Below are 18,336 nucleotides of genomic sequence, written 5' to 3' on the forward strand. Positions count from 1 at the left end.
ATGAGCGACGACGCCCCAACCCCGGATCAGGCACCCGGTGCCCCACACCCGCGCGAGACACTGCGCCTGTTTGGTCAGGACGCAGCAGAACAGGCTTTTCTGAGCGCCTATACCTCGGAACGTCTGCACCACGGCTGGTTGATTACCGGTCCACGTGGCGTCGGCAAGGCGACGCTGGCCTGGCGGATCGCGCGGTTTCTACTGGCAACACCTCCGACCGAGGATGACGGGCTATTTGGTGCACCGCCACCGCCCGATAGCCTTGAGATCGATCCTGAACACCCCGTCGCGCACCGTATTCAGGCCGGGGCCGAGCCCGGCTTGGCGGCAATCACCCGATCTCTGAACGATCAGGGGCGGTTGCGTAATGAGATTGTGGTTGATGATATCCGCAAGCTTGGCAAGTTCTTCGGCCTTTCCTCGACTGACGGTGGCCGTCGCGTTGTGATTGTGGATGCCGCGGACGAGATGAATGTCAGCGCCGCCAACGCGCTGTTGAAAATGCTTGAGGAGCCCCCGGCCCGCACCACCTTGCTGCTGATCTCGCACCAACCGTCGCGTCTACTGCCGACAATCCGGTCGCGGTGCCGGACGCTGCGCCTGTCTCCGCTAGGATCTGAGGATATGGAAGCCGCGCTGATGCAGACCGGCACAGAAATGCCGGGACAGGCGGATCATTTGGCTGCACTGGCTGCCGGGTCCGTGGGTGATGCGGTGCGCCTGATCAATCTGGGCGGGCTTGAGATTTACGCCGAGCTGATCGGCATTCTGGGCACCCTGCCCCGAATGGACCGTCAGCGCGCGTTGGCTCTGGCCGAGGCTGCTGCCCAACGTGGCGCGGCCGAGCGGTTTGAACTGTTACTGACGTTGATCGATGTCGCCCTGTCTCGGCTTGCGCTGACCGGTGCAACCGGCGCGGCCCCGATGCCCGAAGCCGCTCCGAACGAGGCAGAGACACTTGCCCGCCTGTCGGCCTCACCGCAGCAGGCCCGCAAATGGGCGGAGGTCGCCGCGGTGATCACCGCACGTGCGCGTCATGGGCAGGCGGTGAACCTTGACCCTGCCGCTCTGGTCCTAGATACGGTGTTCAAGATACAGGAAACCGCCGGTCAGAGCAGATGAGCAATACGCCCGAAATCACCGACAGCCATTGCCATCTGGACTTCCCCGATTTCGAAGGTCAGCTGGATCAAATTATCACCAACGCAACCGAAGCCGGTGTGACCCGCATGGTGACCATCTGCACGCGCTTGCGGAATGAACCAACCGTCCGCGCCATCGCCGAGGCCCACGCGCCCGTCTTCTACGCTGCCGGCACCCACCCGATGAGCGCGGCTGATGAGCCGATGGCATCGGTCGACGAACTCGTCGCCTTGTCCCGGCATCCCAAATTTGTAGGCATCGGCGAAACCGGACTGGATTATCACTATACCGCCGACAGCGCGGCGGTGCAGAAGCAATCCTTGCGGGTGCATATTGAGGCCGCCCAACGCACTGGCCTGCCTTTGATCATTCACGCCCGTGCCGCCGATGACGACATGGCGCGCATTCTGGCCGAGGAACACCGCAACGCGCCTTATTCCTGCGTGATGCACTGCTTTTCATCCTCTGCCGAACTAGCCAAAGCTGCCCTTGAACAGGGGTTCTATTTGTCGATGTCCGGCATCGCGGCCTTCCCCAAAAGCCAGGAGTTACGCGATATCTTTGCCAGCGTCCCGGTCGACCGCATCCTTGTTGAAACCGACGCGCCATACCTGGCCCCACCCCCGTATCGCGGCAAGCGGAACGAGCCCGCCTACACCGCCCACACCGCCCGCAAAGGTGCCGAGGTGTTTGAGATGGGCTACGCCGAATTCGCGGCGCAGACGCAGGCAAATTTTGACCGGTTGTTCACCAAGGCCGCGACCTACAAGGCGGCTGCATGACCGAGTTGCGATGCACGATTCTGGGCTGCGGATCTTCCGGCGGCGTCCCCCGGCTGGGCGGGCATTGGGGCGATTGCGACCCCAAGAACCCCAAGAATATCCGCCGCCGCTGTTCGATGCTGGTGGAACGTGACGGCCCGGACGGTACAACTTCGGTGCTGATCGACACCTCCCCTGACATGCGCAGCCAATTGCTCGACAGCGGGACCGGGCGTCTGGATGGGGTGATCTACACCCATTCGCACGCCGATCACGTCCACGGTATCGATGACCTGCGCATGATCGTGTTCAATATGCGCGAGCGGGTGCCCGTGTGGGCCGATGGCGACACGCAGAACGCCTTGCTGGGACGGTTCGGCTACGCCTTTGTCCAGCCCGAAGGATCACCCTACCCGCCGATCCTTGACCTGAAGTCCATCGACGGTCCGTTCGAGGTGGACGGCCCCGGCGGCCCGATCCCGTTCCATCCATTCAAGGTCAATCACGGCTCGATCGACTCGCTTGGTTTCCGGATGGGTAATCTAGCGTACCTGCCGGACGTGGCGGAAATCTACGACGACGCCTGGTCGATGATGGAAGGGTTGGATTGCCTGGTGATCGACGCGCTGCGTCGGAAACCTCACCCGACCCATGCGCATCTGGAAAGGACGCTGGGCTGGATCGAACAACTGAACCCCAAGCGCGCGGTCCTGACCAACATGCATATCGACCTGGACTATGCCACGGTCGAGGCGGAAACCGCCGACTACATCACTCCTGCCTATGACGGAATGGTGATCCATCAGGCGCTCTAAGACCCCACGCAACCGATCTGGGACGCAGCAATCTTGTGTCGGCCCAGCCTGCAAAGCGGTGCCATGCTTCAAAGTCTGATCGACGTCATTCTACCGGTTTTCCTCGTGATCGGAGCAGGTTATGCCTCGACCCGGTTGGGGTATTTCAAGGAAATTCACATCGATGGGTTGATGAAGTTCACCCAGGGCTTTGCAATCCCATGCCTTCTATTCCTTGCAATCTCGCATCTGGATCTAAGCGCCAGTTTTGATCCCCGGCTTCTGGTCAGCTTCTACTCAGCAGCTGGCCTGTGTTTCACTGCTGGTCTATTCGGTGCGCGGTTTATCTTTGGCCGGGATTGGGAAGATTGCGTCGCCATCGGGTTTTGCTGTCTGTTCTCGAACTCTGTTCTTTTGGGACTGCCGATTACCGAACGCGCCTATGGCCCCGAAAACCTGACCGGCAACTATGCGATCATCGCCTTCCATTCGCCCTTTTGCTACGGCGTTGGAATCACGGTGATGGAGGTTATTCGAAATCGCGGCCAAGGTGGGCATCGCATGGTCAAATCCATCTTGTCGGCCATGTTCCGCAACGCACTGATCCTTGGCATCGCGCTGGGTTTTGCCGTGAACCTGTCAGGTATTGGCATACCTGCGGTCGTGGACGAAGCTCTGGGCCTTGTGACACGCGCCGCCCTGCCCGGGGCGCTGTTCGCGCTTGGCGGAGTGCTTGTGAAATACAAGCCCGAAGGTGACCTGCGCGCCATCGCCTTTGTCTGCGCGATATCACTGATGCTGCATCCCAGTCTTGTCTGGTTATTCGGCTCAACAGTTGGTCTGCCGCAGGACCTGTTCCGCTCGGGCGTGCTGACGGCAGCGATGGCACCCGGCTTCAATGCTTACATCTTTGCCAATATGTACGGACGGGCAAAACGGGTCGCGGCCTCGTCCGTTCTGGTCGGAACCGGCGTTTCGATCCTGACAGTCTGGCTTTGGCTGACATTATTGGGATAGCGTGACGTCCCACGGATTGACTTTGCACCAGCCGGACACACCTAACTGAAGAGCCATAGGATACTCTTATATGCCGCACGCCCTGATCGTCGCCCACGGCCAACCCTCGGACCCGGCCCCTGCCGAAGCGGCGCTAGCTTCCTATGCGGCAGAGGTCGATGCATATTGCGATGGCGTCAGCGTTCAATCAGTTACTCTTGCAGCACCAGGAATGCTGGAGGCTCGATTGGATGAACTGCCCGACGACACTGTCATCTATCCCCTTTTCATGGCCAACGGGTGGTTCGTGACGAGTGCGCTGCCCAAGCGTCTGGATGATAGAAATATCCAAATTCTGGACCCGCTGGGCGTTGACCCTAAACTCCCCGCTTTGGCTGCGGGCGCGTTGCAGGATACGCTGTTGGGCAAGGGGTGGGACGCGGACAAAACGGATCTGGTTTTGGCGGCTCACGGATCGGGCCGCAGCCGCAATCCATCAGCTGTCGCCATTGAGTTTTCTATGGAATTGGCCGCGTGCGTGACCTTCCAATCCATCCGCGTCGGTTTTGTGGAAGAGGCCCCATCCATTGCCGAGGCCGCGACCGGGGCTGGCGATCAATCTCTGTGCTTGCCCTTCTTTGCCTGCACCGGCGGGCATGTTTTGGAGGACGTGCCGCAGAAACTGGAGCGAGCGCGGTTCAAAGGCCGCTTGATGCCGGTTGTCGGAGAACTTTCCCCGATCAAACGCCATATTGCGGGGACTCTGACACGGGCTTTTGCGCTGGGTTAACTTAAATACCCGCCCCGCGCGGATTTAGAAGTCATTGCGAACTAGCCGGTTTCAGTCCAGAGGCCGCAAGTGCCGAGTACAGACAATGCCGCGACCGCCCCTGCCGCTTTGCCTCGTATAGTGCCTGATCGGCTGCATTCAGCAGTTCTGCCGCGTCCGGCGTGCCGAACTGCGTGGACAAGGCCGTTCCGATGCTGGCTGAAATCTTGCACGGGGCACCCTGAAACATCATGGGTTGGCATAGCCTGCTGATCAGGCGCCCAGCTATGTCAGTCAGGACACTTTCGTCGACCAGACCTTTAAAAATGATGACAAACTCATCACCACCGATCCGGGCGACCGTGTCCTCATTTCGTGTCTCTTCCTCCATAATGCGCGCGGCCTGTTGCAACACAAAGTCCCCCGCCGCATGGCCAAGGCGGTCGTTGACACTTTTGAAGAAATCCAGGTCCAAATGCATAAGCGCGAAGACGGAATTACCCGAGATCAGGTGGCCAAGAACCACATCCATCGCGCGGCGGTTTTTCAACCCCGTCAACATGTCTGTCACCGCCTGTTCTTCAGCGGCCAGCATAGCTCCCTGCAGTCGCAGGTTCAGTGAGCGAGATGCCTCCATCGCGGCTGTTTTCGCCTCAACCAGATACAGCAGTTCAATCGCCAGATCCGTGCCAGAGAAATCCGCGCTGGTCAGGGCGTAGTCACGAACTGCATCCAGTATCGAAATCCCGAAGGACAGGTTGATGATGGCCCCGTTCCCCTTTGGCAAGGGCGCGATTAGCCCGGTCAGCGCGGTCCGGGGTTCATCGTGAAATTTCAGATGCACTTTGCCACCGGCCAGAGACAGCAGCCCAGCAATCGTTGTAACTGTTCGTGGCCGAACCAGTTCAAAGACATCCAAAAAGCCTCGCCCCCGCATCGGGTGACCCGGGCGAAGCTTTTGTAACGTCGGCCCGGCATTCACGATCCTGCCCTGATCATCCACCATCACGAACATGGGGCATAGCGTGTCCAAAAGAGCCGAGAGTTCAGAGGTTTGCATCATGATTTGCGTGCCCCCAGATCGAAATGACGCCCTTCGGCGAACGCGCTTTCGATCAGAACGATCGTGATGACCTCAGCGTCGCCCTGCGACCCTTCATGCGACAGCATAGCCAATGCACCATAGTCATCCGCTATTGCCCGCAATACGCCCACCATCACGCTGGAATATCCCGGCAGGCCAGGATAGCAGTGCAGATGATATTCTGCTGGTGACACCTCGCGCAGTTCCAGAATCGGCAGGCGCAGATCGGAAACCGCAAGTCGGGCGCGATCTGACAAGTCATCCAGTGAGTGCAGAAACTCGACATATGTCACACCGCCGAACCGAAGCAGTCGGCGCAAATCTTCCATATTGGGGTGCGACACCAGATAGGTTCCGAGATCCTCCAGTATCTCGGCCCGTGGGCGATTCAGGTCAGCACATAGCGCGTCCAAAACCTTCGCGGTCATGGCGTCGTCATAAAGCAGCATTGCCTCAAACTCGGCAAAACCCAGGCCCGCAGCCTCGGTCACGCGCAGCCAGCAGGGTTGTCCATAAGTCGCGCAAACAAATGACTGTATTGCCCGATTGATCAGACCATGCATGAGATGCCCCAAATTGGTTACACCCCAATCTGCTCAGATAATCCTTAACAAATAGCCAAAAAACACGATGCGTTGATGGCAATTCGACAGAGACTCAATCTGGAAGTCATTGTTGTTACATTAGAAATCCGTCGGCGCGCCACCTTCGGCCTTTCGGCGGGCAACAAAATCCTCCAACTCTTCGCGAATCCCGTCATCTATCGGCGGGGGCTCAAAGCTGGTTACGATTTCCTTGAACATGTGGTGGGCGCGCTCGGCTGTCCAGATGCCACCAGCCACGTCCCAACCTTCATAGTTTTTCCAATCGCTCAGGAACGGCTGATAGAACGCGGTCGTGTAGCGGTCCTGGGTGTGCTGAATACCAAAGAAATGGCCATCGTTCCCAACGGCCTTGATCGCATCCAGCGCGATTTCGTCCGGGCCTGTCGCTGTGATCTCGGGCTGCATGTATCGCTGGATTTGCTGCAGAATTTCACAATCCATAATGAATTTTTCGGGGCTCGCAATCAGCCCGCCCTCAAGCCATCCGGCCGCGTGATACACCATGTTGGTACCCGACTGCACAGCAGCCCAAAGTGAGTTCGACGTCTCCCACACAGCTTGCCCATCCGGTACGTTCGCCGCACACACGCCCGAAGACCGCATCGGCAAACCATAGTATCTTGCCATTTGGCCGGTCATCTGGGTTGAGCGCATATATTCGGGCGTTCCAAACGCAGGTGCGCCAGATTTCATGTCAACGTTGGACGTGAACGTCCCGATAACACAGGGAATTCCCGGCCGGACATATTGGAACAGCGCAATTGCGCACAGCGCCTCGGCCAAGGATTGCGCAACCGCACCGGCCATCGTAACGGGCGCCATCGCACCGGCCAATGTGAACGGCGTCACGACAATTGCTTGCCCGCGCCGCGCAAGGCGTAGGCAACCGTCAATCATCGGGTGATCGTGTTTCAACGGTGAGGTCGAGTTGATGTTGGTATACATCCGCGGGGTCGCTTCGAACTCTTCATGGCTGTGACCCCCAGCGATCCGCACCATTTCCATCACGTCCTCGACGCGTTCCTTGCCCAGCGAATAGGCATGCATCGCCTTGTCGGTCAGCGTCAGCTTGTCATAGAGCACGTCCAGATGTCGGACGCTGGCGTGGATGTCGACCGGTTCGACCGGATAGCCCCCCGCAAAGTGGATACAGTTGAAATACTGAGTCAGCTTCAGCAGATTCCGGCACATCTCGCGATTGCCGGCTACCTTGGTGCCGATCTCAAGATCCCAGTAATTCGGCGGAGAGGACACGTTCCCGAACAGCAGGGTTTTGCCACCAACCTCAATCGTCTTGTCAGGATTTCGCGGAGTGATCGTGAACTTTGACGGCGCTTTGGCCACCATTTCCATTACAAAGTCACGACCCATACGAACGTTGTCGCCATTGATCGTACAGCCGGCCTCTTTCAAGATACCGAGGGCTTCTTCGTTGTAGAACTCGATTCCGATCTCTTCGAGGATGCGCATGGCCCCCTCGTGGATCGCTTCGATTCCAGCTTGGTCCAGCGGTTCGGTGGGTTTGTCGGTATTGATCGGCGGGTTCCACGGCATTTGGTCGATCACCGCGCTGCCCCTGCGCGCCGCCGCACCTGCCCGTCCCCCTCCGCGCCGTTTGCGAGTCTGTGTGTCAGCCATTGGATCCCTCCGGAACTTGCTTTCATCAAGCAAGCCCGGAAGTCGGCCCAGTGGCCGCTCTGTCTGCGACAAGGTTTGTCGGTTTTATTACTTGGACAGTCGAATTCAGCCGAAGCTGGATCAGTTTTCTGCCAACCAGGCGGGAATGTGACCGATGTCCGGCAGTACCACATCCGCCATCGGCGCAAGTGCCTCGGCCGGGGCCATCCCCGTTAGCACACCGATTGTGGTCATTCCGGCAGCTCGCCCGGCCTGCAGGTCATGCAGGCTGTCCCCCACCATCGCCACACGCGACGGGTCGACACCAACATGGGTTGCAAAGGCAATCAATTGCCCGGGTCCCGGTTTGAACCCATGGCCGCTGTCGTAGCCAGCAACAAAATCAAAGTGGTCGCGAATCCCGACTGAGGCGAGATGTTGCAGCGCAGGCATTTCCCCGTCGTTCGTGGCCACGCCCAGTTTTAGGCCCGCCTGCCGCAAAGCATCCAGGAAGGGAACCAGAGGAACAGCCGGGGCCTGTGTCGCCGTCGCCGATTCCGTATTCAGAATGTCAATCAGCTCATCGCTGGGCATATCCGGGAAATAGGGTGCAAGGGCCTCAGCGATCTCCTCGACGGTCCCCGCAATCACGATGCTGTCGTCGGCATATTCTTCCGAAACCGGATCAAACCCGATGGCCTGGCCCAGTTCGGCGGCGCGCTTTTGGTCGCCATCTGACAGCTTTTCCAACACGCTGCGCCCGAAACCACCCCATGTGTCCGCAAAGTCAAACAATGTTCCGTCCTTGTCGAACAAGATCGCATCAATGGGCATTACATGCTCCTGTCAGTGAATTGAATCAGGTCCAGTGAACGTCGCCACCAGACAAAACAGCCCGCGCCTGACCCGGCAAGTCATAGGGCACGGAATTGGCGTCACAAAAGGCGATCACCCACGAATCGTCAAGCATCAAGAATTCAAGAACCGAACTCAGGAACTCCGACTCTGATGCGCGAACCCGCAGATCCTCGGTGGATGCGCCCGTCGAGCCCAGAAAAATCGGCAGCAACTCGTCATTCCCGACCAGCCAGCCAAGGACGTTCAGGGCAAGCGTTTCAGCAGATTGGGCGGTGATCGGCATAAAGAGGCCTCGGAAATGCACTTGGAAAGGGTTTGTTAACCAGACTCATAAACACTTTGGCAACGCATGCAATCAACGGTGACAGATATGTCCGTGCAGGGAACCATCCTTGTCCTCGACGGGACTTCGACCAATCGCATTATGCTAAAAGTTCAGCTGACAGCGGCGTGGTATCACGTGGTTCAGGCTGAAAAGCTGCAGGGGCTGGCCGGGCTGCTAAGTCGCACACGCCCCGATCTGGTGCTGGTGGCGCAAACGCTGCCCGATGGCTCAGCTGCGGACGTCAAAAGACTGGTGATGGCCAACCCGGAACTGGCCTATGTACCGGTCGTTGCAATCGCGCCGCAGAACGACAAGGCGGCAAGATTGCAGGCATTGTCGGATGGGTTGGACGATGTGTTGGCGGCCTCGTTCAAGGACACCCTGCTTCTGGCGCGAATTCGCAGCCTGCTGCGCGCGCGCGCTGATACGCAAGAGCTTCAATTGGGCGAAGGATCACATCCAGTCGGATTTGCAGAACCCGCTACCGTGCTGATTACGCCGCCGAAATCGGCCCATGTGGTCATACTGACCCAGAGCGCCCGGATCGGGACATTGTGGAAAACCGCGTTGTCCGAGAGATCGCATCACAGCCTAAGCACACATGCAGCTTCGAACATGCGTGCCTTGCTGTCAGGGCCAATGCCAGACGCGATCCTAATCGAAATAGATACGACGGCCGCGGGCCTGAATACGTTGGCGGATCTGAAGTCACGGGGGGCAACTCGGCATACCGTATTGATCGCTGTCTTGGCAGATGAAAATGCGACAATGGCGAGCGAGGCGCTGGATCGTGGCGCTGACGCCGTGTGCATGGGGGGATTTCACGTCGAAGAGGTTCAACTGCATCTGGATAACCAGATCGCGCGAAAGGCCGGAATGGACCAGATGCGCGCCTCATTAAAGCGCGGGCTTGCCGAGTCATGGTTCGATCCGCTGACTGGGTTGCACAACCGCCGTTATGCTATGCAAGCCATGAATCAGATGGCACGACAACCATCGCAAACCGGTCAGGGTTTTGTCGTCATGCTGGCAGACCTGGATCATTTCAAAACCATCAACGACCGTTTTGGGCATGTCAGCGGCGACCAGGTTTTGACCGAGGCCGCAAAGCGCATGAAGCGCACAGTTGGCGCTGCGGGTTTTGTCGCGCGCATCGGGGGGGAGGAGTTTATGATAGGCCTGCCTGACAGCTCTCAGGCGGGGGCGATGGGTCTGGCGAAAACCCTGCGCGACTGTATCAGCAAGACACCGTTTTCTCTGTCCGATACCACAGCCCCTGTGCCTGTCACCATCAGCATCGGCCTGACTGCACCAAACCCACCTCTGCCCCTTGGTGACCCGGTGGATCGGTTGCTGAAATCCGCCGATACTGCACTTTATGCAGCCAAGAAGGCAGGTCGCAATCAAGTAAGGATCAGGCAGAGTGCTACCTGAAACCCTCAGTCCTTTTTCTTGTGACCACGCGGGCCGCGTTTAACGACCTCTTCCAACCGGTCGGCATAGACCAGACGATCTTCATCGCTCATGGTTTCAACCCGAGCCAACCACTCTTGCTGCAGGGCATTCTGCAGGTCCGCCATGGACTGCGCTTGCTGGTCTAGCAGGGCTTGAACCGCCGCAGCGTCAAAGGGGTCTGCGCGCAAGGCGGTGCTGAGTTGCGCAAAATCTTGGGACCGGTTGCTTGCACCCTTTTTGTGACGGTCGAATAGCTCGCCGCGCATCGCTTTGCGTTCTTCCTTTGGCAAAGCGCGGTAAAGTGCCGAGCCGAACCCGGGCGGAGCCTTCGCGTGATCACCTCCTTTGACCCGGAGCGCAGTTCCCAGGGCGACACCAACAATCAACAGGTTCAGTGCCAGTGAAATGACCAACAGAACCGACATCCAGCGGTTTTTGGGTTTGGGGCTATCGCTCATTCGGCGTCCTCCAGAAAACTCGTATCCAGACTTAGGTCAGCGACCACGAAACTAACATCCTGCGCGTAAATGTAATTGGCGGGATCAGGCAAAAACGCCGGTGCAGAAAAGCCGATCCAGACGCCCGCCATACTGGCCGCAACCAAACCGCCCATTCCCTGCCAGCCGCCAAACCCGGCCAGCAGACGCGCCCACAGAGAGTTTGTCTTTGGCTCATCTGGCTTCAGGCGACCCAGCCGAACAGATTCCGCGTCGGTGAGAATGCGCACAGCCAGATCATCCGACAACTCGTGCCGATCCTGCCGGGCTTGGGCGAACAACAGATCCAGATTGTCTTTGTCGTCAGTCATCGTCGTACCCCAATTCATCACGTCGCCCAGCCAGAATCGCCGCTAACGACCGTTTTCCTCGTGCCGTAAGGCTTTCCACCGCTTCCACCGAAATGCCCATGATCCCAGCGATTTCAGGGTTGGGCAATTCCTCAATATGCCGCAAAACAACAGCTTGTCGCTGACGTTCCGGCAGTTGTGATAGTGCCATTTGCAGCGCATCCTTTCGGGCTGCGTCCTGCAGACGGTCGGCTGCACTGGCCTTTTCATCTGCTGGCTCTGGCACATCCGCCAGTCGGTCCGGCGTCTTTTTGCGGCGCAGATCAACGCACAGATTTAGTGTCACTCGATAAAGCCACGTCGATACTTTGGCCTGACCGGGCACCCAATCAGGTGCCATCTGCCACAGGCGCATCATCGCATCTTGCGTGACATCTTCAGCCTCGGCGCGGTTGCCCAGAAATCGCAGGGCCACTGATAAGCTGCGCGGTGCAAGCCGATCGGTGAGAACGCGCGCCGCCACAGCATCGCCATCGGCAAACTGCCTGAGCAACACATCGTCGCCCAATTCGTCCGCGGCGCAATCCACGCCGCGAACGTCTTGTGGAGCAGAGGTCAGATCCTCCATCCCGCATCAGCTGTCGTCAGAGTCCGCATTCCCATGTTTCTTGTGGCGCTTCCCCATTCTGTCTTTTGCATCGGCGAATTCCTCTTCCGAGATGGCGCCGTCCTCGTTCGCGTCGATCCGGTCAAACATCTTGTCAGCCCGGCGCGGCTTGGGCAACTCGTCCTCGCTCAGAAGACCGTCCTTGTTGGCATCGTTGCGTTCAAACATCTTCGTAACACGGTCGTTGGCCTTCTTTTGACCTGCTGCCTGCATCTCTTCGACGCTCAGCTGGCCGTCACCGTCGGTGTCGGCATTGGTGAAACGCTGATTCCGATGAGCCTGCATTTCTTCCTTGGTCACCTGCCCGTCACCGTTAGCATCGAGCTGTTGAAAGGTCACCGGTTCGCGATCTTTACCGCCTGCGGCGAAAACGGATGTGCCAGTGATTGCCAGTGCTGACACAATGATTGCCGGAATGAATTTGGCGCTTTTCATAACGTTTTTCCCTTGTTTTCGCGGCGCCATTGCCGCTGCTTACATAGGTTCAAACGGCGCAGGCATCCCATTCCGTCGCAGGAAGTGAAACTTTTTTAAAAACGTCATGGCGATGCAAAGCGACGCACCCCCTTTCCCGAAGCTGCAAACAAGCGTTATATCCTCATCATTGGAACGCGCGAGTATCAACATGACAGATCAGACGATCGAAACCCACGATGTAGAAGACCGCCCGACAAAGCCAGCACTGGTCAAAGGGTTCCGTTGCCGTTGCCCAAATTGCGGCGAAGGCAAACTGCTGCACAGCTACCTCAAGGTTAACAACGAATGTTCGAATTGCGGACAAGAGCTGTTTCACCATCGCGCCGATGACGGGCCGGCCTATCTGACGATTCTTCTGGTGGGTCACCTGCTGGCACCGGCGCTGCACTTATCTTATGTCCATTGGCGCCCTGAGCCCCTGACGATGTTCCTGGTTTTGGCATTTGGCTGTACCGCCCTGTCATTATTCCTGCTGCCACGATTGAAAGGGGCAGTTGTCGCCTATCAATGGGCACGTCGCATGCACGGCTTTGGCCAGTCCGCGTGATCTTGGACCACAAGTTGAGCAACGGATGACGGTGGACAAAACAGCCATACGCGACGCGGCGACAGTCATTGTTTTGCGGGATCGTCTGACCAATCCATCCATCCTGATGGGGCAACGCGGCGCAAAAGCCGCGTTCATGCCCAACAAATTTGTCTTCCCAGGCGGCGCTGTCGATGCGTCTGATGCGGATGTTGCACTGTCAACGGATCTGCCTGCTGTGTGCTGTGATCGCCTAGCGGAACGGTCACAAACCGGGCTGCAGAATGCCTTGGCGGCGGCTGCGATCCGAGAACTTTGGGAAGAAACCGGACTGATTTTGGGCCAACCTGGCGATTGGGCAGGCCCGCTGACCGAAGATTGGGCAACTTTTGCGCAGATGGGATGCCGCCCATCGGCACAAGCACTTCAGTTCGTCTTTCGTGCCGTCACCCCCCCTGGGCGACCCCGCCGGTTCGATGCACGCTTTTTCTTGGTAGACGCCACTGCAATCCAGGGCGATCTGGATGATTTCAGCCACGCCTCGGACGAGCTGTCGCATCTGCAATGGGTGGCGCTGGACCGGGCACGCGAATTCGACCTGCCATTCATTACCGAAGTGGTGCTGGCCGAAATCGCTGCTCGGGTAACAGACCCAACGCCACCAGAAACCGTTCCGTTCTTTCTGAACAGTGAGGAAGAAAGCCTTTTCCTCAAGCTTCGCGGTTATCCCATGCCAGAAGCAGACTGAGGGCCAGAGGCCCCCAGATACGTTATTTCATTCGGCTGATTACTGCGGTGACTTCGGGCTTTTTGCCAATCTCGGTCTTTGCTGTTTGGCGAACGATCCGGCGAATTGCCTCTTCCAGTTTGTCATCATCGCGCAGGGTTTTGGCGTCTGCCCGCATCAGGAACTGATTCAGGTCTTCTTCCAGAACTTCAACCAATGCGGCGCGGGACGATCCAATCTCAGACAGACCCATCGTATCGCACCACGGCTCGCCAAGTGGTTCGTCCTCTTCGTCCAGAATGACCGTGACAGTGACGTGCCCGTTCAGCGCCATACGAATCCGGTCACGCACCACCCCATCCAGGGCGCCAACTTTGACCGTGCCGTCCAGATAGGTCCGTCCGGTTTCGACATAGTCAACAACCCGCGGCGCATTCCCTGTCAGATCCAGCATCGTGCCGTTTACGGCCAGAATACCGGTACGCCCACCAGCTTCGGCCAGTTTGGCATGCTCACGCAGGTGGCGATGTTCACCGTGCATCGGAATGATCATCTGCGGATCGATCAGCCCATGTACTTTCTCAAGATCCGGACGGTTGGCGTGGCCGGACACGTGATACAGGCCCGCACTGTCATCGACCACATCCACGCCCTTTTCGCTGAGCTGGTTCATGATGAAAATCACGCCGCGCTCGTTGCCGGGGATGGTTTTGGACGAGAAGAGAAACAGATCGCCCTCTTTCAGTTCCAACCCGCGGTATTTGCCTCGCGCAAGTTGTGCGCTGGCCGCGCGGCGTTCACCCTGGCTGCCGGTGACGATCAGCATCAGGTTCTGGCGCGGCATGTCGACAGCCTCTTCGGCGCTGACGACGCGTGGAAAGCTGGTCAGAATGCCCGTTTCGGTCGCGGCTTCGATCATCCGACGCATCGCGCGACCCAGCAGAACGACCGAGCGCCCCGCCCGTTCACCTGCTTCGGCCAGCGTCTTCACCCGTGCGACATTCGACGCAAATGTGGTGGCGACAACCATACCGCTGGCTTCCTCAACCAGCTTGGTGATCTCGGGACCTACCTCGGATTCCGAGCGACCTGCATGGGGGGAAAACACGTTCGTGCTGTCACACACCAGCGCTTTGACGCCAGACTTGGCAACCTCGGCCCAGAGATTGGGGTCAAAAGGCTCACCCACGATCGGGTTTTCATCCAGCTTGAAGTCGCCGGTATGTACGATCCGCCCCTCGGGCGTGTCGATCACCAGAGCAGCGCTTTCGGGGATCGAATGCGAAACCGGCAGGAAACCCACCTTGAACGGACCGACGGAAATCTGTTCGGGCCAGGCGGATGCAGTATGCACGGCATCCTCGGGGTGTCCGTGCTCCTCCATCTTGCGGCGCGCGATGTTGGCGGTGAAGGCCCGTGCGTAGACAGGCGCACCCAGCGCCTTATAACAATGCGCCACAGCGCCCACGTGGTCCTCGTGTGCGTGGGTAACGAACACGGCTTCCAGCTGGTCGGCACGTTCGCGCAGCCACGAGATGTCGGCATGGATCAGGTCAACGCCCGGGGTGGTGTCCATGTCGGGAAATGTCACGCCCAGATCCACAAGGATCAGCCGTTCCTGTCCGGGTTTGCCATAGCCGTAGACATAGGCATTCATGCCAATTTCGCCGGCACCACCCAGCGGTAGGTAGATCAATCTTTCGCTGCTCATGTCGAGCCATTGTCCTTGTTATAGCGATGTATCACGGTCAGGCCGTGCATCGTCAGATCATCTTCGATTGCGTCAAACCCCACGTCCGCCTGATCGAACAGCGGCGCGAGCCCACCGGTTCCAACGACTTTCATCGGCATTCCGTATTCCGCCTTGATCCGGGAAATCAGTCCCTCGATCAATCCGGAATAGCCCCAATACACGCCAGATTGGATACAGCCAACCGTATTCGTGCCAATCACATTATCAGGGCGGGTGATATCAATATGTGGCAAGGCAGCCGCGCCCTGATGCAACGCCTCGAGGCTGAGGTTCACGCCCGGCGCAATGATCCCGCCGACATAGGCCCCATCCGCCGCAACCACATCAAAGTTCGTCGCCGTGCCAAAATCCACGACAACCACATTGCCGCCATGCCGGTCAAACGCAGCCACCGCGTTGGCCAGACGATCCGGGCCGGGCACTGTACCCTCGTCAACACGCGGATTCATCGGCAACAGACAATCGGGCTTGCCCACGACAAGCGGCCGACATCCAAAGAACCGATCCGCAAAGACCCGCAGGTTGAACACAACCCGAGGCACGGTCGAGGCGATGATCACATCAGTGATTTCAGCCTCGATCCCATAGTGTTTAACCAGTGTCGAATACCACGTGAAATACGCGTCCGCCGTGCGCGCATGGTGGGTCGAGGTGCGCAAGGTGCACAGAAACCTTTCACCGTCCCAGATCGAGAACACAGTGTTCGTGTTACCGCAGTCGATAGCCAGAAGCATCTGAGCCTCCTTCAGAAAAACACATCCGCCGCCGGAATACTGACGCGGCCTTTGGCGGTGTTTAGGACAAGGTTGCCCCCTGCGTCCACCGTTTCAAAGGTTCCAACCGTATCCGACGCTGCGGTACGGGCGGTGATGACCTCACCCAACTTGGCAGCCCGGGCCAACCACGCGGTCCGGATCGGTTCAAACCCGTAAGTCACGAATTGGTTCTCGTATCCGGCATAGGCGACAGCAAGTTCGGTCAGGAAATCTTCGGGCGTTACGTTGGCTCCAGCTTCGGACAATAGGGAAACCGGTCGGACGGCGCCGGGTTCTACCTGATCTGCTCCGGGTGACTCAGACAAGTTCACACCGATGCCGATGGACAAGTGTGAAACACCGCGCCCCTGCCCTGTACTTTCCAACAAGATACCCGCCAGTTTGCCGCCGTTCAGCAATACATCGTTGGGCCATTTGAGAGACAAGCCAGTCGCCCGACCGGTCACTGCAACGCAGGCGTCAAATAGCGCCAGCGCAGCCACAAAGCTGCGCAGTGCGGCTTGTTCCGGATTTCCCTGTGGCCGCATCAAAAGGGTCGCGGCCAGATTTCCTTTGGGGTTGGCCCATGCCCGACCCCGCCGCCCACGCGCCGCCGTTTGGTGATGCGCCATGATCCACACCGGACCGGTCGTGGTCGGGGCCATGCGGGCGGCCTCGTTCAAGGTGCTGTCGACCTCCTGCAGCACGTGCAGGCCGTATCCCTGTGGCCAGTTTGTCATGTCAAAAAGGCCCGGTCCGCTGACCGAGCCCCCAAGTTTGATGTGTTTCGCAGATCAATTGACAAGAGTAGCCGCCGCTGCTGCAGCCGCGCCTTCAATACCGAACTGATAGAATACGCCCACCAGCATCAACGCGGCCGAGCCCATCAAAGCGACCCACAGAACTGGTGAAGAATGCGTTTCGATCGGGTCCTCGTTTTCAGCTCCGAAATACATGTAGAACACGATCCGCAGATAATAAAACGCGCCGATGACCGAGGCGATGGCTGAGGCAATCACAAGCCCGGTCAGGCCAGCGCTTACACCGGCTTGCCAGACCCCGAATTTGGCGAAAAAGCCTAGCATTGGTGGGACGCCTGCAAGGCTGAACATCAGGATCAGTACCGCCAGCGCCTTGCCTGGTTCGCGCTTAGAATACTGGCGTAGGGCGTCGATGTCCGTGACCGGTTTACCGTCCCGCTCCATCATCAGGATGAAAGCGAAAGTGCCGATATTCATCGTCACATAGATGGCCAGATACATCAGCATAGCCTTGATGCCCAACTCGGTCCCCGCAGCCAGTCCGATCAGCGCATAGCCCATATGGGCAATAGACGAGAACGCCATCAGCCGCTTGATGTCACGCTGGCCAATCGCTGCGACCGCACCCAGCAGCATCGAAAGGACCGAGAGCAGGACAATCACCTGTTGCCAGTCCTTGATCACACCACCAAAAGCGTCGTGCATCACGCGTGCGAACAGGGCCATCGCCGCCACTTTCGGCGCTGTGGCAAAGAAGGCGGTGATAGGCGTGGGCGAGCCTTCGTACACATCCGGTGTCCACATGTGGAATGGAACGGCAGACACTTTAAATGCCAGACCAGAGATCAGGAACACCAGACCAAACAGCAGGCCAACTGAAATCTCACCATCCTGAACTGTCTGGATGATGCCCGAGAACAGCGTGGTGCCGGTAAACCCATAGACCAGCGAGGCGCCGTACAGCAGCAAACCCGAACTCAGCGCACCAAGCACGAAGTACTTCAAACCGGCCTCGGTCGATTTGGCACTGTCCCGGCGCAGCGCGGCCACGACGTATAGCGACAGTGATTGCAGTTCCAAACCCATGTAGAGCGACATCAGATCGCCAGCGCTGACCATCATCATCATACCGACAGCGGCCAGCGCGACCAGCAACGGAAATTCGAACCGCAGCAGATCGCGACGCGCCATGTATTCCTGGCTCATCACCAGAATGGCAGCCGCTGATAGCAGGATCGCCACCTTCGAGAACCTTGCGAACCCGTCATCGACAAACATGCCATTGAACGCGACATTGGTACCATCGCCGTTGGTCGCGATCCAAATCGCCAGCAGCGCCATCAACCCAGCGGTTGTCCAGACCAGCAAAGGTGCCAGCCCGTCTTTCGTCGTGTAGACAGCCGCCAACAGCGCCGCCATCGCATATACGGCCAGAACAATCTCTGGCAGGATTATCGTCAGATCAGCTTGGATCAT

General features: G+C 58.3%; 21 protein-coding genes. 8 read left to right on the forward strand and 13 right to left on the reverse strand.

Annotated elements, in window-relative coordinates:
* The 5 genes from DS906_RS01120 to DS906_RS01140 all read left to right on the forward strand — a co-directional run bounded on the left by DS906_RS01120 (position 1) and on the right by DS906_RS01140 (position 4,484).
* A complete protein-coding gene (locus DS906_RS01120; protein WP_113788431.1) occupies positions 1–1,122 on the forward strand; it encodes a DNA polymerase III subunit delta' in 1,122 nt (373 codons plus the stop codon).
* On the forward strand, positions 1,119–1,925 hold the full coding sequence (locus DS906_RS01125) for a TatD family hydrolase (protein ID WP_113788432.1): 807 nt from the start codon (positions 1,119–1,121) through the stop codon (positions 1,923–1,925). The genes DS906_RS01120 and DS906_RS01125 overlap by 4 nt, the downstream gene beginning before the upstream one ends.
* Positions 1,922–2,719 carry an MBL fold metallo-hydrolase gene (locus DS906_RS01130; RefSeq protein ID WP_113788433.1) on the forward strand — a complete coding sequence of 266 codons (798 nt, stop codon included), beginning with the start codon at positions 1,922–1,924 and terminating at the stop codon, positions 2,717–2,719. The genes DS906_RS01125 and DS906_RS01130 overlap by 4 nt, the downstream gene beginning before the upstream one ends.
* Positions 2,720–2,782: 63 nt before the next feature.
* Positions 2,783–3,715, forward strand: coding sequence for an AEC family transporter (locus tag DS906_RS01135; RefSeq protein ID WP_113788434.1), 933 nt, complete (start codon positions 2,783–2,785; stop codon positions 3,713–3,715).
* A gap of 70 nt (positions 3,716–3,785) precedes the next feature.
* A complete protein-coding gene (locus DS906_RS01140) occupies positions 3,786–4,484 on the forward strand; it encodes a CbiX/SirB N-terminal domain-containing protein (RefSeq protein WP_113788435.1) in 699 nt (232 codons plus the stop codon).
* Positions 4,485–4,515: 31 nt separating this feature from the next.
* On the opposite strand, the gene DS906_RS01145 is transcribed toward DS906_RS01140, so the two are convergent.
* The 5 genes from DS906_RS01145 to DS906_RS01165 form a co-directional block, all read right to left on the reverse strand.
* Complete coding sequence (locus tag DS906_RS01145) at positions 4,516–5,526, reverse strand: GGDEF domain-containing protein (protein WP_113788436.1); 1,011 nt, start codon at positions 5,524–5,526, stop codon at positions 4,516–4,518.
* Positions 5,523–6,110 carry a heme NO-binding domain-containing protein gene (locus DS906_RS01150; RefSeq protein WP_113788437.1) on the reverse strand — a complete coding sequence of 196 codons (588 nt, stop codon included), beginning with the start codon at positions 6,108–6,110 and terminating at the stop codon, positions 5,523–5,525. Before DS906_RS01150 ends, DS906_RS01145 begins: the two co-directional genes overlap by 4 nt.
* Before the next feature lie 120 nt (positions 6,111–6,230).
* Complete coding sequence (locus DS906_RS01155) at positions 6,231–7,790, reverse strand: trimethylamine methyltransferase family protein (protein WP_113788438.1); 1,560 nt, start codon at positions 7,788–7,790, stop codon at positions 6,231–6,233.
* Between the two features lie 120 nt (positions 7,791–7,910).
* Positions 7,911–8,603 carry an HAD family hydrolase gene (locus DS906_RS01160; protein WP_113788439.1) on the reverse strand — a complete coding sequence of 231 codons (693 nt, stop codon included), beginning with the start codon at positions 8,601–8,603 and terminating at the stop codon, positions 7,911–7,913.
* 25 nt (positions 8,604–8,628) lie between these two features.
* On the reverse strand, positions 8,629–8,910 hold the full coding sequence (locus DS906_RS01165; protein WP_058279646.1) for a DUF3572 domain-containing protein: 282 nt from the start codon (positions 8,908–8,910) through the stop codon (positions 8,629–8,631).
* Positions 8,911–8,997: 87 nt separating this feature from the next.
* Between DS906_RS01165 and DS906_RS01170 the strand changes: the two genes are divergently transcribed.
* On the forward strand, positions 8,998–10,386 hold the full coding sequence (locus DS906_RS01170; RefSeq protein ID WP_113788483.1) for a diguanylate cyclase: 1,389 nt from the start codon (positions 8,998–9,000) through the stop codon (positions 10,384–10,386).
* Positions 10,387–10,391: 5 nt separating this feature from the next.
* On the opposite strand, the gene DS906_RS01175 is transcribed toward DS906_RS01170, so the two are convergent.
* The 4 genes from DS906_RS01175 to DS906_RS01190 are packed head-to-tail and all read right to left on the reverse strand — an operon-like array spanning position 10,392 to position 12,296.
* On the reverse strand, positions 10,392–10,865 hold the full coding sequence (locus DS906_RS01175) for a periplasmic heavy metal sensor (RefSeq protein ID WP_113788440.1): 474 nt from the start codon (positions 10,863–10,865) through the stop codon (positions 10,392–10,394).
* Positions 10,862–11,215, reverse strand: coding sequence for a hypothetical protein (locus tag DS906_RS01180; protein ID WP_058274413.1), 354 nt, complete (start codon positions 11,213–11,215; stop codon positions 10,862–10,864). The genes DS906_RS01175 and DS906_RS01180 overlap by 4 nt, the downstream gene beginning before the upstream one ends.
* Positions 11,208–11,822, reverse strand: a complete 615-nt coding sequence (locus DS906_RS01185) for an RNA polymerase sigma factor (RefSeq protein WP_113788441.1) — start codon at positions 11,820–11,822, stop codon at positions 11,208–11,210. Before DS906_RS01185 ends, DS906_RS01180 begins: the two co-directional genes overlap by 8 nt.
* A 6-nt stretch (positions 11,823–11,828) precedes the next feature.
* The gene (locus DS906_RS01190; protein WP_113788442.1) at positions 11,829–12,296 is read right to left on the reverse strand and encodes an EF-hand domain-containing protein; all 468 of its coding nucleotides are present in this window, start codon (positions 12,294–12,296) and stop codon (positions 11,829–11,831) included.
* 190 nt (positions 12,297–12,486) lie between these two features.
* On the opposite strand from DS906_RS01190, the gene DS906_RS01195 reads away from it, so the two are divergent.
* Together DS906_RS01195 and DS906_RS01200 are read left to right on the forward strand one after the other, a co-directional pair.
* Positions 12,487–12,885, forward strand: a complete 399-nt coding sequence (locus DS906_RS01195; protein WP_113788484.1) for a DUF983 domain-containing protein — start codon at positions 12,487–12,489, stop codon at positions 12,883–12,885.
* 25 nt (positions 12,886–12,910) lie between these two features.
* Positions 12,911–13,612 carry an NUDIX hydrolase gene (locus DS906_RS01200; RefSeq protein ID WP_113788443.1) on the forward strand — a complete coding sequence of 234 codons (702 nt, stop codon included), beginning with the start codon at positions 12,911–12,913 and terminating at the stop codon, positions 13,610–13,612.
* Positions 13,613–13,634: 22 nt separating this feature from the next.
* Here the strand turns inward: DS906_RS01200 and DS906_RS01205 are convergent, their stop codons facing one another.
* Genes DS906_RS01205 through nuoN form a run of 4 tightly spaced genes read right to left on the reverse strand, consistent with a single transcriptional unit; the run spans position 13,635 to position 18,336 of the window.
* On the reverse strand, positions 13,635–15,302 hold the full coding sequence (locus DS906_RS01205; protein ID WP_113788444.1) for a ribonuclease J: 1,668 nt from the start codon (positions 15,300–15,302) through the stop codon (positions 13,635–13,637).
* Positions 15,299–16,078: a type III pantothenate kinase gene (locus tag DS906_RS01210; RefSeq protein WP_113788445.1), complete on the reverse strand. Its 780-nt coding sequence runs from the start codon at positions 16,076–16,078 to the stop codon at positions 15,299–15,301. The genes DS906_RS01205 and DS906_RS01210 overlap by 4 nt, the downstream gene beginning before the upstream one ends.
* Positions 16,079–16,089: 11 nt before the next feature.
* Positions 16,090–16,839 carry a biotin--[acetyl-CoA-carboxylase] ligase gene (locus DS906_RS01215; protein WP_113788446.1) on the reverse strand — a complete coding sequence of 250 codons (750 nt, stop codon included), beginning with the start codon at positions 16,837–16,839 and terminating at the stop codon, positions 16,090–16,092.
* Between the two features lie 54 nt (positions 16,840–16,893).
* Positions 16,894–18,336: an NADH-quinone oxidoreductase subunit NuoN gene (gene nuoN / locus DS906_RS01220; RefSeq protein ID WP_058274407.1), complete on the reverse strand. Its 1,443-nt coding sequence runs from the start codon at positions 18,334–18,336 to the stop codon at positions 16,894–16,896.

Source organism: Ruegeria sp. A3M17 (assembly GCF_003318255.1).
In the GTDB taxonomy this organism is placed as follows: Bacteria; Pseudomonadota; Alphaproteobacteria; order Rhodobacterales; family Rhodobacteraceae; genus Ruegeria.

Excerpts from the sequence above, each read along its gene's own strand:
- DS906_RS01120 (WP_113788431.1), top strand. The coding sequence starts at position 1 with ATGAGCGACGACGCCCCAACCCCGGATCAGGCACCCGGTGCCCCACAC.
- DS906_RS01125 (WP_113788432.1), top strand. The coding sequence starts at position 1,119 with ATGAGCAATACGCCCGAAATCACCGACAGCCATTGCCATCTGGACTTC.
- DS906_RS01130 (WP_113788433.1), top strand. The coding sequence starts at position 1,922 with ATGACCGAGTTGCGATGCACGATTCTGGGCTGCGGATCTTCCGGCGGC.
- DS906_RS01135 (WP_113788434.1), top strand. The coding sequence starts at position 2,783 with ATGCTTCAAAGTCTGATCGACGTCATTCTACCGGTTTTCCTCGTGATC.
- DS906_RS01140 (WP_113788435.1), top strand. The coding sequence starts at position 3,786 with ATGCCGCACGCCCTGATCGTCGCCCACGGCCAACCCTCGGACCCGGCC.
- DS906_RS01145 (WP_113788436.1), bottom strand. The coding sequence starts at position 5,526 with ATGATGCAAACCTCTGAACTCTCGGCTCTTTTGGACACGCTATGCCCC.
- DS906_RS01150 (WP_113788437.1), bottom strand. The coding sequence starts at position 6,110 with ATGCATGGTCTGATCAATCGGGCAATACAGTCATTTGTTTGCGCGACT.
- DS906_RS01155 (WP_113788438.1), bottom strand. The coding sequence starts at position 7,790 with ATGGCTGACACACAGACTCGCAAACGGCGCGGAGGGGGACGGGCAGGT.
- DS906_RS01160 (WP_113788439.1), bottom strand. The coding sequence starts at position 8,603 with ATGCCCATTGATGCGATCTTGTTCGACAAGGACGGAACATTGTTTGAC.
- DS906_RS01165 (WP_058279646.1), bottom strand. The coding sequence starts at position 8,910 with ATGCCGATCACCGCCCAATCTGCTGAAACGCTTGCCCTGAACGTCCTT.
- DS906_RS01170 (WP_113788483.1), top strand. The coding sequence starts at position 8,998 with ATGTCCGTGCAGGGAACCATCCTTGTCCTCGACGGGACTTCGACCAAT.
- DS906_RS01175 (WP_113788440.1), bottom strand. The coding sequence starts at position 10,865 with ATGAGCGATAGCCCCAAACCCAAAAACCGCTGGATGTCGGTTCTGTTG.
- DS906_RS01180 (WP_058274413.1), bottom strand. The coding sequence starts at position 11,215 with ATGACTGACGACAAAGACAATCTGGATCTGTTGTTCGCCCAAGCCCGG.
- DS906_RS01185 (WP_113788441.1), bottom strand. The coding sequence starts at position 11,822 with ATGGAGGATCTGACCTCTGCTCCACAAGACGTTCGCGGCGTGGATTGC.
- DS906_RS01190 (WP_113788442.1), bottom strand. The coding sequence starts at position 12,296 with ATGAAAAGCGCCAAATTCATTCCGGCAATCATTGTGTCAGCACTGGCA.
- DS906_RS01195 (WP_113788484.1), top strand. The coding sequence starts at position 12,487 with ATGACAGATCAGACGATCGAAACCCACGATGTAGAAGACCGCCCGACA.
- DS906_RS01200 (WP_113788443.1), top strand. The coding sequence starts at position 12,911 with ATGACGGTGGACAAAACAGCCATACGCGACGCGGCGACAGTCATTGTT.
- DS906_RS01205 (WP_113788444.1), bottom strand. The coding sequence starts at position 15,302 with ATGAGCAGCGAAAGATTGATCTACCTACCGCTGGGTGGTGCCGGCGAA.
- DS906_RS01210 (WP_113788445.1), bottom strand. The coding sequence starts at position 16,078 with ATGCTTCTGGCTATCGACTGCGGTAACACGAACACTGTGTTCTCGATC.
- DS906_RS01215 (WP_113788446.1), bottom strand. The coding sequence starts at position 16,839 with ATGACAAACTGGCCACAGGGATACGGCCTGCACGTGCTGCAGGAGGTC.
- nuoN (WP_058274407.1), bottom strand. The coding sequence starts at position 18,336 with ATGATCCAAGCTGATCTGACGATAATCCTGCCAGAGATTGTTCTGGCC.